Source organism: Komagataeibacter medellinensis NBRC 3288 (genome assembly GCF_000182745.2).
In the GTDB taxonomy this organism is placed as follows: domain Bacteria; phylum Pseudomonadota; class Alphaproteobacteria; order Acetobacterales; family Acetobacteraceae; genus Komagataeibacter; species Komagataeibacter medellinensis.
Genome location: NC_016027.1, coordinates 451,409 through 465,191 on the forward strand (window position 1 = coordinate 451,409; position 13,783 = coordinate 465,191).

Here is a 13,783-nt window from a genome sequence, read left to right on the forward strand (position 1 = left end):
CATGGTTTGTAGGACATGCGGCACGAATGATGGCACGGGCCATGCTCGTACCGTATCCATGTCGCATGGCGGACATTGTGTTCGCACAGGCAATATTATGGCAATGCCCTGTTTGGACGTAATGCAGGACAGGGGTAATTTTGCCACGTTTGGTAACATGCACGCCGTTGCAGGCCGGGTGAACCGGGCTGTGCGGGCATGTCGGCATGTGCAGCGGCGGAGAAAGATGTTCTGCCCATGAAATAATTTTGTAATATATTGATAATAATGGATAAAAGTTAAAACAATTTTTTGATGTCCATGCTGTCAATACAGTGTGCGCGGTTCGGATTTCGTTGGTTTTGTTATAATGTGTTATTTATGCAACATTTTCCAAAACCTGACTGGATGGTTAGAATTTTGTTGCGACTCAGGAAAGATTTATATTATCATAATCTTATCGAATACGTGGGAAACGGGGCGGAATGAAGTAAAAACAAAGCATTAGTTCCTGATTGGTACAGGAATGTAATGTTTATTTTTATTTCCGTGTCAGAAGGTGAAAATAAATGACTCAGATCTATTTGCGATCTCTGGTCAGTGCCATCGCAATATCGACAGTTTTTTCAAGTTACGCTGCCAGTGCCCAGAGTGCTCACACCACTACGGCAGCACGCAAGACACCTGTCCGACACGCAGGTACGGCCCCTGCCGCGCATACCCATACGGCACCCCTGCACCAGATGGCGTCAAGCCAGCCTGAAACCCTTGCCGTCCATGTCTCGCGCCATGCGCGTGATGGTGGCGGCGGCATGATGCGTGTTGAAACCGAACCCCATGCGGTGCAGAGCGTGGGCAAGCAGTATATCGAGATGCGCAGCCCCGCCTCTACCGGGCTGGACCTGATCCAGAACCTGCCCAGCGTCAGCATCGCCATGCCGGACCCGGATGGCTTCAAGGGCGGGTCCATCTTTATCCGTGGCCTGACCGATGCCGATATGGGCCTGATGCTCGATGGCGCACCGGCCTCGCTTGCGTCCTACCTGCAGCAGAATGTTGATTCCGAGAATATCGAAAGCGTCAACGTCATGCCCGGCAGTTCGCAGGTTGACATGCCAACGGCAAACGCCGCCGCAGGCACGCTGGATGAGCGCACGATCACACCCAGCGAAAAGCGCGGCGGCAGCGTCGATTTTTCGTATGGCACCAACAATTTCTCGCGTGAGTTCATTCGCTTGCAGTCCGGCTATATCGGTCATTCGGGCGTGCGGACCTATGTATCGTTCTCCAACGCGCATGCGCGGCAGTGGATGGGCGGCGGCATCAACGAGCGCAAGCACGTTGATTTCGGCCTGCAAAAGGATTTCGACAACGGCTCTTTCATCAAGCTGTTCACGTCGTGGCACAACTCGATGTTCACCATCGACAATTATGCGACAGCCTCGGAATTCTATGACTACAAGCACAATGGTGTCGGGTACAACCGCTCCAACAGTCAGGCTGCCGGTGGCAATTACTGGAAGGGCAATCTTGATTCGTGGAACCAGTTTTTTGTCAGCGCGCCTGTGCATGTCGTAGTCAACAAGAAGCTTGATTTCGATATGACACCGTACCTGAGCACCGGCTTTGGCTGGGATGGTTCTTCCGCTGGCACGGTGGGTGCCACATCGGCATGTAGTGGCGGATGTTACTACAATAACGGCACGCAGGCAGCCAGCAATCAACTGCTGAGCACCTATTACGCGCAGGGCTGGTCGCCCGATGTGGGCGTGGTGGCCAAGGTCAACTACAGGATCGACCGCCATAACCGCTTTACGTTTGGGTACTGGTATGAAAACAACTCGGTTTCCGAGTTCTCGCCCACCATGGCGACCATGGCTTCAGGCCGTAACCCCAAGACCGACAATTCGGCTGCCATGCTGTACAACATGGATGGGCAAAAACTGGTCAGCACGGTCCATTCCGGTTATGAGCTGAACTCCTTCTTCCTGCAGGACAGCGCCAAGTACCTGAACGACAAGCTGACGGTCAATGCGGGCTTCAAGTTCGTCATGTCCAACTACTGGGACCGGGCAAGCGGACTGCTGGCAGGCTCCGGCTCGCGCCTGGGTGAGAACACGACCGCCCCCCTGCCGCACCTTGCCATTGCCTACCGCTTCAATGCACATCACCAGATCTATATGAATGCGGAAGGTGATTTCCGCCAGCCGTCTCCCTCAGCCCTGCCGGTTGGTGTGACCACGCTGCCCAAGAACCAGTATTCCATTACCGAACAGCTTGGTTACCGCTTCAATAACAAGTGGCTGATTGCCGATATCTCGCTGTTCAATTCCAGCATCACCAACCGCCTGCTTTCAGTATACATGCCATCCACGCAGTATGAGACCGTCAATGCCGGTAACGAGACCATCCGTGGTTTCGATGCCATGATTGCGGGCCGATCCTTCCATCATTTCAGCCCCTATGCATCGGTTGAATACCTGTATGGCCGGATGGATTCCAACATCGCGTATGGAGATTCCTACCTGCCGACCAAGGGCAAGCAGTCCATCAATACCCCGCGTGTTATGGCGAATTTTGGCCTGACCTATGCCAACCAGGGATTCTTCAGCAATTTCAGCCTGCACTATACCGGCCCGCAGTCAGTTACCATGGTGGGTGACGAGCGCATGCCTGGTTACGTGACCGATACGCTGGCGGTTGGCTATCACTTCAAGCCGTTATCCTTTGCCAAGACGCCGACCATCCGCCTGAACTTCGCCAACCTGACCGGTTCCATCGTGCGTGTGGGCACGACTGGTGTCGCCACCAATATGAATCAAGTGATGCTGCTCAACGGTCACGATACCGCTGCGGCCGGTGCGGGTGCCTCTTTCTACGTCCTGCCCCGCTTCTCCATGACGGGCACGATTTCCACCGACTTCTAAGGCCGTCCTACACTTTCAGGATAGTCCTGATGCTGCACGGTCCGCCGTGCGGCATTTTTTGTCTGTACAGGCCATCATGTATAACGGCAGGCGGCAGCCTTACCCGTACCGGTTGTCTGTCATGCCCCGCGCCGGAAATGGCGCGGGCGGTAAGCCGGACCACCGCGCAGGGGGCATTTTGTCGCGTATCACGGGTGGTGTGGTGATGCTGCCCGTTCATTGGGCCGCCTTGGCAGGCCAATGAACGGATTTGGAATACATGAAGAAGTTTTGTGGTGACGCCTTTTTTAAAAAGCGTCAAAGCGCATGGTCCCATTAAAAAAAGCGGCACACCAAGACGCTACGCCGTACCTTCATTGACAGGTTATTTTGAAACCGACCTGAAATGAACCATCCATCCCCTTAAAGCACGGCCAAGCGGCCCGCCAGCGCGGGTGTCAGGATATGAACATGCCCGCAATCGCGGCGCTGGTCAGGTTAGACAGGCTGCCTGCCAGCACTGCCCGCCCACCCAAGCTCGCCACATCCCTGCGTCGCTCGGGGCACTGGCTGCCAAATGCACCGATCAGCACCCCGATAGAAGACAGGTTGGCAAAGCCGCACAGGGCAAAGGAGGCTACAGCCAATGTCTGGCGGGGCAAGGTGGCGTGGGCCAGATAGGGGGTCAGGTTCCCGTAGGCGACAAATTCGTTAACCGCGATCTTGGTGCCAATAATGCCTGCCACAACATGGCATTCCCTCCACGGCACCCCCAGCAGCCAGATGAATGGTCTGAGCAAGAAACCCAAAATGCCGCTGATGGACAGGCCGGGATAACCCAGGCCCGAACCCGCAAGCCCCAACAGTGCATTGAACAGGGCAATCGTGCTGATGAACGCGATCAGCATGGTACAGACGGATACAGCAACCCGCATGCCGTTGGTCGCACCCACTGCCAGTGCATCAAACAGGTTGGCCGAGCGCGTCTCAGCAGTGCTGGCGGGTTGCGCGATGGCATGGACGGCGCCATCCGTGGCGGGGAACAGGATCTTGGCAAACAGCAACCCGCCGGGCATGGCCATGAAGGAGGCAGCCAGCAGATATTCCATCGGCACGCCCAGCCCGGCATAGGCTGCCAGCATCGACATGGAAATGGAAGCGGTGCCACTGGACATGACCGACAGCAGTTCGCTCCGGCTCAACCGCGCAAGGTAGGGGTGGATCGCGATCGGGACCTCGGTCTGCCCAAGGAACATGGCGGTGGCGGCCGAGAAAGCCTCAATGGCGCTTACACCCGTAAGCCACGCCAGCGCCATGCCGAGACCACGGGCCAGGAACTGCATGATGTTGTAGTGGTAGAGTACGGCGATCAGCGCGCTCAGATAAATGATCTGCGGCAGGACATTAATGGCGAAGATGAAGCCCCAACCCGGAATGCTGGTGGCTAGTGCCGGGTTGGCCAGCCCGCCAAAGACAAAGGCGATCCCGGCATGACCGAAGTCGATCACCCACGAAATGCCGTGGGCCACTGCCCCCAGCACCCTGCGCCCCGCAGGCAGGCCCAGCATGACAAGCCCCGCCGCAATCTGGCACGCCAGTGCAGATACAATGACGCGGGGGCGGATGGCGCGCCTGTCCGTCGAGCAGGCAAGTGCGACAAGTAGCAGGACCAGTATGCCCGCAAGGGGGCGTAAGTGAAATGTCATGCCGCTTCCTGCCCAACGGAAAAAATACCAGTCTTACGCCTTGCCACTCAGTGCCAGGGCAATATGCGTGGCAAGGCGGGCGTTGTTGAGCACGAGGGCGATGTTGGTTTCCAGACTGCGGCCGGCGGTCAGTTCAAGCATGCGCGACAGCAGGTACGGCGTGACCGCCTTGCCGGTAATGCCGTCGCGGCGGGCTTCTTCCACCGCCTGCGTGATGAAGGTTTCCATCTCGGCACGCGGGATCTCGCTGACCTGTGGCACGGGGTTGGCCACCACTACGCCGCCTTCCAGAGCGAGGGTCGTGCGCATGGCAATCATGCTGGCGATATCTTTTGCACTGTCGGCGCGCAGCGGCACGGGCAAACCGCTGGAACGGCTCCAGAAGGCGGGAAAATCATTGGTCTCATAGCCCACTACCGGTACGCCCTGCGTCTCCAGAAACTCCAGCGTGCGCGGCAGGTCGAGCAGCGCCTTGGCGCCTGCGCACACCACGGCAACCGGGGTGCGGGCGAATTCGGTCAGGTCGGCGGAGATGTCCATCGTCTCTTCCACGCCACGATGCACGCCGCCAATACCACCGGTGGCAAAAACCCTGATCCCGGCCAGTTGCGCGCAGATCATGGTGGCGGCAACCGTGGTCGAGCCATGTCGGCCCGCCGAAAGGGCATAGGCCAGATCGGCGCGGCTGACCTTCATGACATCCCTGGCAGTGCCCAGCCATTCCAGTGTGCTGTCATCCAGCCCCACATGGATCTTGCCTGCAATGATGGCGATAGTGGCAGGCACGCCGCCTTCGGCGCGCACAAGGTTTTCCACCTGTCGGGCGGTCTCGACATTCTGCGGCCAGGGCATGCCGTGGGTAATGATGGTGGATTCAAGGGCAACCACCGCACGGCCCTGCGCAAGGGCGTCACGCACTTCGGCGGACAAAACGAGGGGAGGAAGAGAGCGGGGAAGGGCGTTCGTGTTCATTGGACTGTTTCCTTGGCCTGATCTTGGGTACAGGCATGGGTCGTCATAAAGGTATCCAGCGCATCGTGGCTGATGCCGGGGCATACGCTCTCCCGGCTGCCCACGGTCAGGGCGGCGGCGGCAAGCCCATGGCGGCAGGCCGTCACGGTGTCCATGTTTTCGCTCAGGGCCGAGAGGGTCGCAGCAACCAGCGCATCGCCCGCGCCGGTTACATCCACCACATCGGTCCGATAGGCAGGCAGGGCATGCACGCCGCTGCTGTCGGCTACCGTCAGGCCCCGCGCGCCTTCGGTCATGATGACGGTGCCAACGCCCTGCATCACCAGGGCCGCTGCAATGGCGGCACTGGTATCGGCGGTCGTCGTACCATCAAGCAGGGTCAGGGCTTCATCACGGTTGGTGAACAGGACCTGCACACCATCAAGCTGGCCGCGCAACCGCTGCGCCTTGGGCACGGACACCGTATCGACCGCAAGGCTGAAGCTGCCTTCGCGCGCCTTGCGCGTCAGCCATGCGAGCACCTCGACCGAGACGTTGCAGTCAACAAACAACCACCCCGCCGCCGCAATCAGCGGCCAGCAGCGTCGGATGTAGTCTATATCGAGGCGCTCGAACACGACGGCATCAAAAACCGCGACACCCAGGTCGTGGCGGTCATCGAGTATGGCAATGTATTCCGCCGTGCTGGCATTGCCCGCAAACTGGATGCGCGACGTATCCACGCCACAGGATTTCATGTGGTCGGCCAGGGCATGGCCGGGCAGGTCATCGCCCACAATGCTGACCAGCGCCGTCGCCTGCCCCAGCCGGGCCAGGTTCTCGCACACATTGCGTGCAACGCCACCAAAGCCGGTATAGCCGGTGGCGGGGTTGGACGTGCCAGGAACAAGGGGGGAGAAAAGACAGAACTTCCGGTCGATCGCAGCGCCCCCGATACAGACGATGGGCGCCCGCGTTGCGGCAACATAAGCACGCCCCAGCAGGTAGCCCTTACGTGTAAGCTGTCCGATATGGGTGGCAAGGGTGGGGCGGGTCATGCCGCATCGCTCGGCCAGGTCCTTCTGTGATGCGAACGGATTGTCCATGATAATGTCAAGGACAATCCGCTCCTGCTCTGTCAGGCTATGACGCGGTGGCATTGTGTGCTCCATGATTGGAGCGAAACCGTAACAAATGTTTGGACGGCCCACAATAGTTTATATATCGGTCAAGAAATGAATTTTGCTACCCCGCCGGGGTGGGTGCGGACAGGCTATTCCGCGGTTTCGGGCGGGGATGGGGGCAGCAGGGAAGAGACCATCTGCATGATGGTCTGGGTGCCCGTTGCATAATCCCGGCCCGTCAGGTGTGGCTTGCCCAGTACGGCGGCCATCTGCACCTGCACATCGGCATAGGCCTGTGTCATGGCCCACAGGCAGAACAGGAAATGCACCGGATCGGTCTTCGCCATCAGCCCTGCTTCATGCCATGCCTTAAACACCCTGGTGCGCTGTTCAACATGCTTGCGTAGCGTATCGACCAGAAAGTCATGCACGTAGCGCCCGCCCGAAAGCAGTTCGTGGGCGAACAGACGCGACGCTTCGGGGCGCTTGCGGGAGAATTCCATCTTGGCTTCTATGAAACCCCGCAACCCTTCCTGCGGCGACCTGTCGGCACTAAGCCATTTGCTGGCATCGCCCAGCCAGTCATCGAGCAGTTGCTTGAGGGTTGCGCGGTACAGGTCTTCCTTGGTGCGGAAGTAGTAATGGATATTGGCCTTGGGCAGGTTGCTGGCTTCGGCAATGTCGTTCATGCGCGTGCCGGACAGGCCGTGGGCGGCAAAGACTTTCTCAGCCGCATTCAGGATCTGGCGTGTGTTGTTCTGTCTTGGGGCGCCGGTACGTTTCCTGCGGGTCGGGATTGTGGGCGGTACTGGGGGCATGAGCGGGACAGGAATACCTTTCGGATTCATAATGATACATTAACATCTCGACCTTCCCCCTTTGAACGCCGGAGGTCAATCTATTCCCTTACCGCACGCCACGCTTTTTATGAATGTGAACAGGCGCTCATCCTCGCAGTGCGCGACATTGAAGCGGAACCACTGCGAAGGCTGCCCGCCGGGGCGGAACAGGTGGCCGGGGGCGAGCATGATGTCGTGCTGGCAGGCACGCTCGGCCAGGGCGCGCACATCCATGTCCTGCCCGAAGCGCGCCCAGGCGAACATGCCGCCCGGCGGCTGGAAATGCACTGCCATCCCCGCCTGTCCCAGTCGTGTGCACACGCGCGCCTGCACGCGGGTCAGGTGTTCGCGCAGATGGGCCAGGTGGGGGCGGTACAGACCGCTGCTGACAATGGCGTGCACGATCTCCTCGTTCAGTGGCGCGGTGGTCAGGTTGCTTGCCATTTTCTGGCGCAAAATGCGCTGGGCGGTGTCGGACGCACAGGCCACGTAACCCACGCGCAGGCCGGGCGCGATCGTCTTGGAAAAACTGCCGATATGGACAACCCGCTCCAGCCCGCCCAGTTGCGAGAGCGTCTGCTGCCCTTCGGGAGCCAGGTCGAGGAAGATGTCGTCCTCGATGACCGTCAGGTCATGGCGCGTGGCGATATCCAGTACGGCGTGCATGTTGCGCGTGGTGGCGCAACTGCCGGTGGGATTATGCAGGATGGACGTGGTGATGAACAGCCGCGGCTGGTGCTGCCTGACCATGCGGGCCAGCGCGTCGGGGCAGGGACCATCGGGCAGGCGGGGGATGGAGGCGGTGCGCAGCCCCAGTGACTGGAGGGCCGGGTAGAGGTTGCAGTAGCCCGGATCTTCCACCAGTACCGTATCACCCCGGGTGGACAGGCAGCGCACTGCAAGTTCCAGCGCCTGGCTTGCGCCATGGGTCATGATGATGTTGCCGTCCTCGCAGCACACATCGCGCCGCGCCAGCATCTGGCTTATGTCGTGGCGCAGTCCGGCATGGCCATAGGGGTTGCCGTATTCCAGAACACTGGCCAGCCGCCCCGGTGTCATGCCCGCAAGGGCGCGGCGGGTCGCGGATGTGAACAGCAGGTCCGAGGGCAGCCACCCGCAGCCCGCTTTGATGACCGGGGCTTCGTCCTCATAAGCGTATTGCAAAAGCCACGTTGAATCGATGGAGCGCTGGATCAGCGGTGCCGCGCGCGGTGGCGTGCAGACAAAATAGCCGCGCGTACCCCGGCTTTCCACCAGTCCCGCCGCTGCTAGGCGCAGGTAGGTATTGGCTATGGTCAGGGTGCTGACCCCACATTCACGCGCCATGCGGCGGATGGAGGGCAGGCGCGCGCCCCGGCGTAGCATGCCGCTGCGGATGCGGTGCGCCAGATCCTCTCCGATCTGACCAACCAGCGGGGTGGCGCTGTCGCGGTCCGGGCGGGGAGGGGCGTGGGCTGTCATGGTGGCGGGGGTCCGATCAGTACAGTTTCAGGCAAAGTGGAAGGGTTGTACATATACAGGAAACCGGGTGCGAAATACGATGCACAAATGAATCGTCCCGGTCATGGGTGCCGGGGACGTATTTCATCCAGCACAGGATTGCACGATGGTTCAGGATTCAGAAAAGACCGCTCTCCTTCGTAACAAGCAAGATGGGGTGTACTGGCAGCCATACACCGCCAACCGCCTGCTGCGCGCCAATATGGAACCGCGCACCATGGTCAGTGCCAAAGGTGCCTATTACACCAATAGCGAAGGCACAAAGCTGTTCGATACGCTGTCGGGCCTGTGGTGTACGCCGCTGGGCCACGCACACCCGCGTATTGTCGAAGCGGTGCGCAAGCAGGCGGAAACACTGGACTTCGCGCCGTCTTTCCAGTTGACCCACCCCGGCGCCATCTCGTTGGCCGAGCGGATTGCCGACCTGGCTCCCGATAATCTGAACCATGTGTTTTTCGCCAATTCCGGGTCGGAAGCGGCGGATACGGCAATCAAGGTGGCGCTGGGCTATCACCGCCTCAAGGGCGAGGCCAGCCGCTTCCGCATGATCGGGCGCGAGCGTGGCTACCACGGCGTGGGCCTGGGTGGCATGTCGGTTGGTGGCATCGTGCCCAACCGCAAGATGTTTGCTCCGATCATGATGAACGGCGTGGACCACCTGCGCCATACCTACGAGCCGAGCCACATGGCCTTTACCCGCGGCCAGCCCACATGGGGCACCCACCGTGCGGAAGACCTGGTGCGGCTGGTAACCCTGCATGATGCCTCGACCATTGCTGCCGTGATCGTGGAGCCGGTGCAGGGCTCGACCGGCGTGGTCGTCCCGCCCGTGGGTTACCTGCAGCGCCTGCGCGAGATCTGTACCGCCAATGGCATCCTGCTGATCTTTGATGAAGTCATTACCGGCTTTGGCCGCATGGGCGAGAACTTTGGCGCGCAGCGCTTTGGCGTCACGCCCGACATCATCACATTTGCCAAAGCGGTGACCAACGGCATCGTACCAATGGGCGGCGTGATCGTGACGGACGAGATCTACAACACCTTCATGACCGGGCCGGAAAGTGCGATCGAGTTCTGCCACGGCTACACCTATTCCGGCCACCCCATGGCGGCGGCGGTGGGCCATGTGGTGCTGGACGTCATGCGCGAGGAAGGTCTGGTCGAGCGCGTGCGCGTGCTTGAACCGGTGCTGGAAGAAGCGATGCACGGCCTGAAGGACCTGGACGTGATTGCCGATATCCGCAACATCGGGTTGACGGCCGCCTTCGACATGAAACCCGCTGAAGGCAAGCCCGGCGCGCGTGGCCTTGCCCTGTTCGAGGCAGGGCTGCGTAATGGCCTGCTGCTGCGCTGCACGGGCGATACGGTGTCCTTCGGGCCTCCGTTCATCTCTACCGAACAGGAACTGCGCGACATGGCCGCCACGCTGCGCAGGCTGATCACCGAAGTATGCTGAACCGGTAGCCCCGGCCAGCCAACATAACAGGACAGGACTGACATCATGCCGTTAATGCATTTTCACATGGTCAAGGGTGCGCGCACGCCGGACGAACTGCGCGGTTTCCTTGATGCCGCCCACGATGCGATGGTCGCGGCCTTCAAGGTGCCCGGCCGTGACCGCTACCAGCTCGTATCCGAGCATGAGCCGACCCACATGATCGTGGAAGATACCGGGCTGGACATTCCCCGTACGCCCAAGGTCGTGCTGCTTCAGGTTTTCTCGCGCCCGCGTGGCAAGGAGCAGATTGCCGCATTCTACAAGCTGCTGGCCGAGACGCTGGAGGCCCGCACCGGCCTGGCACCTTCCGACCTGATGGTGTCCGTTGTTGAAAACAACGACGAGCACTGGAGCTTCGGCCACGGCCGCGCACAGTTCCTGACCGGTGAGCTGCCGCTGCCGGGTGCGAAGGCCTGACCTGCCATTTTCCGGATTCCTGTAACGGGAATCCGGGATTTCATTGCTGTGTGAATAAATAACGGCAGGTTTGTTGTTTCTTATAAGAAATGTTTTTATATGGCGCGGCGTAATGGTAATTCCGCCCTAAAAAACCTGATCATATGGTCAGAAAAATATTGCGATCAGTTACCGAAATCTCTTATGATCTCTCCATCAGAAAGTTGTTGGAGCTGTCATGCCGCAGGGTCCCGATATAGCGCCCGGTCGTCTTAGCGATACCGAGCTTGCGCTTAATTTTTCCGATGCTCACCCGCCGCTTACACATGCCCAGGCCGTGGTTGAAGCAGATCGCTGTTTCTACTGTTATGATGCGCCCTGCATCGAAGCCTGCCCCACGGGCATCGACATCCCGCGCTTCATCCGTGCCATTGCCACGGATAACATGGCGGGATCGGCAAGGGTCATCCTGGAATCCAATATCCTTGGTGGCTCATGCGCCCGCGTCTGCCCCACTGAGATCCTGTGTGAGCAGAAATGCGTGCACAATACCCGTGAGGAAGGCCAGCCCATCCGCATCGGCATGCTCCAGCGCCATGCTACGGACTGGCAGATGGACCATGGAGGCCAGCCGTTTACGCGCGCGCCGTCAACAGGCAGGCGCATTGCCATTGTCGGTGCGGGGCCTGCCGGCCTTGCCTGTGCGCACCGCCTGGCCATGCACGGCCATGACGTGATGATCTTCGACCGCCATGCGCGTGCCGGCGGCCTGAACGAATATGGCGTGGCTGCCTATAAACTGGCTGATGACTTTGCCCAGCGCGAGGTTGACTTCCTGCTGGCCATCGGCGGCATTTCCTTTGCCGGTGGCGAGGCGCTGGGCCGTGACATGACGGTTGCCAGCCTGCGGCGTGAATATGATGCCGTTTTCCTGGCCGTGGGCCTTGCGGGCGTGCGCTCGCTGGGGATCGAGGGCGAAGATCTTGATGGCGTGATGGATGCGGTCGATTTCATCGAAGGGCTGCGTTCGGTCAACAAGCAGACCGTACCGGTGGGTCGCCGCGTTGTGGTGATCGGCGGCGGCAATACGGCGGTCGATGCCGCGGTGCAGGCCCGCAGGCTGGGTGCGGACGAGGTGACCCTCGTCTACCGCCGTGGCTACGAGAACATGTCCGCCACCCCCGTGGAGCGCGAATGGGCGCAGACCAATGGCGTGACCGTAAAGCTGTGGGCATCGCCCGTGCGGCTTGTGGCGCGTGATGGCGCGCTTGCAGGCATCGAGTTCGCCCGTGGCGCCAGGGGGGCGGATGGCCGCGCCACGTATGACGCGCAGAACACCTTTGTGCAGGATGCGGACATGGTGCTCAAGGCGGTGGGCCAGACCTTCCTGCCTGATCCGCTCAATGGCGAGAGCATTGCCCTGGCGGGTGGCCGGATCGTGGTGGATGAAAACGGCCAGACCACCATGCCGGGTGTTTATGCCGGGGGTGACTGCACCCCGGGCGAAGATCTGACCGTAGCGGCCGTGCGTGACGGGCGTAATGCGGCGGAAGCAATCCATGCGGCCTTTACGGCTGCGGCGGCGAAGTAAGGAAACCGGACATGGCTGATCTACGCACGAATTTTGTTGGTATCCGCTCGCCCAATCCGTTCTGGCTTGCCTCGGCGCCGCCCACGGACAAGGAATACAATGTCCGCCGTGCGTTCGAGGCGGGCTGGGGTGGCGTAGTCTGGAAAACGCTGGGGGAAGACCCGCCGGTGGTCAATGTCAGCTCCCGTTACGGATCACTGAACTATAATGGCACCCGTATGATCGGGCTCAACAACATCGAGCTGATTTCCGATCGTCCGCTGGCCACGAACATTGCCGAAATCAAGTCCGTCAAGCGCGATTATCCTGACCGTGCGGTCGTGGTCAGCCTGATGGTACCCTGCGTGGAGGAGAGCTGGAAGGCTATCCTGCCCATCGTGGAGGAAACCGGTGCCGATGGCATCGAGCTGAACTTCGGCTGCCCGCATGGCATGTCCGAGCGCAACATGGGTGCCGCCGTAGGCCAGGTGCCCGAATATGTGGAAATGGTCACGCGGTGGTGCAAGCAGAACACCCGCATGCCCGTTATCGTCAAGCTTACGCCCAACATCACCAACGTACTCATGCCCGCCCGTGCGGCGCGGCGGGGCGGGGCGGATGCGGTCTCGCTGATCAACACCATCCAGTCGGTCATCGGCGTGGATCTGGACACAATGGCGCCCATGCCGACGGTTGATGGCAAGGGCACCCATGGCGGCTACTGTGGCCCGGCGGTCAAGCCCATCGCGCTGCGCATGATTGGTGACATTGCCCGTGACCCTGAAATGGCGGGGCTGCCCATCTCCGGTATTGGCGGTATCGGCTCGTGGCGCGATGCCGCGGAATTCCTTGCCATGGGGGCCACCACGCTACAGGTCTGCACGGCGGCCATGCATTACGGCTTCCGCATTGTGGAAGACATGACCGATGGCCTGTCCGCATGGATGGACCAGAAGGGCTATGCCACCATCAATGACGTAACCGGACGCGCGGTCGAACGCTTCGTGCCATGGAACCAGTTGAACATGAAGTTCAACACCATCGCCAGGATTGACCAGGACGCCTGCATCAAGTGTGGCCTGTGTCACATCGCGTGCGAGGATACGTCTCACCAAGCGATTGCCAAGACCAAGGTGGAAGGCGAGCGCCATTACGAAGTGATTGATGAGGAATGCGTGGGCTGTAACCTGTGTGCGCATGTCTGCCCTGTTGATGACTGTATTACCATGCAGCCCCAGCCGGTTGATGGTGTCCTGACATGGCCCGAACACCCCAACAACCCGCACCGCGTGGCAGTGGAATCATAACGCCTGC

The 13,783-nt window shown here is 60.2% G+C and carries 10 protein-coding genes; 5 read left to right on the top strand and 5 right to left on the bottom strand.

Annotation, left to right across the window (positions count from 1 at the left end):
- Positions 1-548 precede the first annotated feature (548 nt).
- Complete coding sequence (locus GLX_RS01970) at positions 549-2,906, top strand: TonB-dependent receptor (protein WP_014104373.1); 2,358 nt, start codon at positions 549-551, stop codon at positions 2,904-2,906.
- A gap of 437 nt (positions 2,907-3,343) precedes the next feature.
- Here the strand turns inward: GLX_RS01970 and GLX_RS01975 are convergent, their stop codons facing one another.
- From GLX_RS01975 to GLX_RS01995, 5 genes are all read right to left on the bottom strand, one after another.
- Positions 3,344-4,591 carry a NupC/NupG family nucleoside CNT transporter gene (locus tag GLX_RS01975; RefSeq protein WP_014104374.1) on the bottom strand — a complete coding sequence of 416 codons (1,248 nt, stop codon included), beginning with the start codon at positions 4,589-4,591 and terminating at the stop codon, positions 3,344-3,346.
- 33 nt (positions 4,592-4,624) lie between these two features.
- Complete coding sequence (locus tag GLX_RS01980; protein WP_014104375.1) at positions 4,625-5,563, bottom strand: pseudouridine-5'-phosphate glycosidase; 939 nt, start codon at positions 5,561-5,563, stop codon at positions 4,625-4,627.
- Positions 5,560-6,702: a carbohydrate kinase gene (locus tag GLX_RS01985; protein ID WP_041247076.1), complete on the bottom strand. Its 1,143-nt coding sequence runs from the start codon at positions 6,700-6,702 to the stop codon at positions 5,560-5,562. Before GLX_RS01985 ends, GLX_RS01980 begins: the two co-directional genes overlap by 4 nt.
- A gap of 113 nt (positions 6,703-6,815) precedes the next feature.
- Positions 6,816-7,484, bottom strand: coding sequence for a TetR/AcrR family transcriptional regulator (locus tag GLX_RS01990; protein WP_050856082.1), 669 nt, complete (start codon positions 7,482-7,484; stop codon positions 6,816-6,818).
- Between the two features lie 75 nt (positions 7,485-7,559).
- On the bottom strand, positions 7,560-8,966 hold the full coding sequence (locus GLX_RS01995) for an aminotransferase-like domain-containing protein (RefSeq protein WP_014104378.1): 1,407 nt from the start codon (positions 8,964-8,966) through the stop codon (positions 7,560-7,562).
- Between the two features lie 145 nt (positions 8,967-9,111).
- Here GLX_RS01995 and GLX_RS02000 point away from each other — a divergent pair, with 145 nt between their 5' ends.
- The 4 genes from GLX_RS02000 (at position 9,112) to preA (ending at position 13,776) form a co-directional block, all read left to right on the top strand.
- A complete protein-coding gene (locus tag GLX_RS02000; protein ID WP_014104379.1) occupies positions 9,112-10,461 on the top strand; it encodes an omega-aminotransferase AptA in 1,350 nt (449 codons plus the stop codon).
- 45 nt (positions 10,462-10,506) lie between these two features.
- Positions 10,507-10,920: a tautomerase family protein gene (locus GLX_RS02005; RefSeq protein WP_014104380.1), complete on the top strand. Its 414-nt coding sequence runs from the start codon at positions 10,507-10,509 to the stop codon at positions 10,918-10,920.
- Between the two features lie 217 nt (positions 10,921-11,137).
- A complete protein-coding gene (locus GLX_RS02010) occupies positions 11,138-12,490 on the top strand; it encodes an NAD(P)-dependent oxidoreductase (protein WP_014104381.1) in 1,353 nt (450 codons plus the stop codon).
- Between the two features lie 11 nt (positions 12,491-12,501).
- Complete coding sequence (gene preA / locus GLX_RS02015; protein ID WP_014104382.1) at positions 12,502-13,776, top strand: NAD-dependent dihydropyrimidine dehydrogenase subunit PreA; 1,275 nt, start codon at positions 12,502-12,504, stop codon at positions 13,774-13,776.
- Positions 13,777-13,783: the final 7 nt, after the last annotated feature.

Bases quoted from the DNA above. Each gene is read 5' to 3' on its own strand.
- GLX_RS01970 (WP_014104373.1), top strand. From the start codon at position 549: ATGACTCAGATCTATTTGCGATCTCTGGTCAGTGCCATCGCAATATCG.
- GLX_RS01975 (WP_014104374.1), bottom strand. From the start codon at position 4,591: ATGACATTTCACTTACGCCCCCTTGCGGGCATACTGGTCCTGCTACTT.
- GLX_RS01980 (WP_014104375.1), bottom strand. From the start codon at position 5,563: ATGAACACGAACGCCCTTCCCCGCTCTCTTCCTCCCCTCGTTTTGTCC.
- GLX_RS01985 (WP_041247076.1), bottom strand. From the start codon at position 6,702: ATGCCACCGCGTCATAGCCTGACAGAGCAGGAGCGGATTGTCCTTGAC.
- GLX_RS01990 (WP_050856082.1), bottom strand. From the start codon at position 7,484: ATGCCCCCAGTACCGCCCACAATCCCGACCCGCAGGAAACGTACCGGC.
- GLX_RS01995 (WP_014104378.1), bottom strand. From the start codon at position 8,966: ATGACAGCCCACGCCCCTCCCCGCCCGGACCGCGACAGCGCCACCCCG.
- GLX_RS02000 (WP_014104379.1), top strand. From the start codon at position 9,112: ATGGTTCAGGATTCAGAAAAGACCGCTCTCCTTCGTAACAAGCAAGAT.
- GLX_RS02005 (WP_014104380.1), top strand. From the start codon at position 10,507: ATGCCGTTAATGCATTTTCACATGGTCAAGGGTGCGCGCACGCCGGAC.
- GLX_RS02010 (WP_014104381.1), top strand. From the start codon at position 11,138: ATGCCGCAGGGTCCCGATATAGCGCCCGGTCGTCTTAGCGATACCGAG.
- preA (WP_014104382.1), top strand. From the start codon at position 12,502: ATGGCTGATCTACGCACGAATTTTGTTGGTATCCGCTCGCCCAATCCG.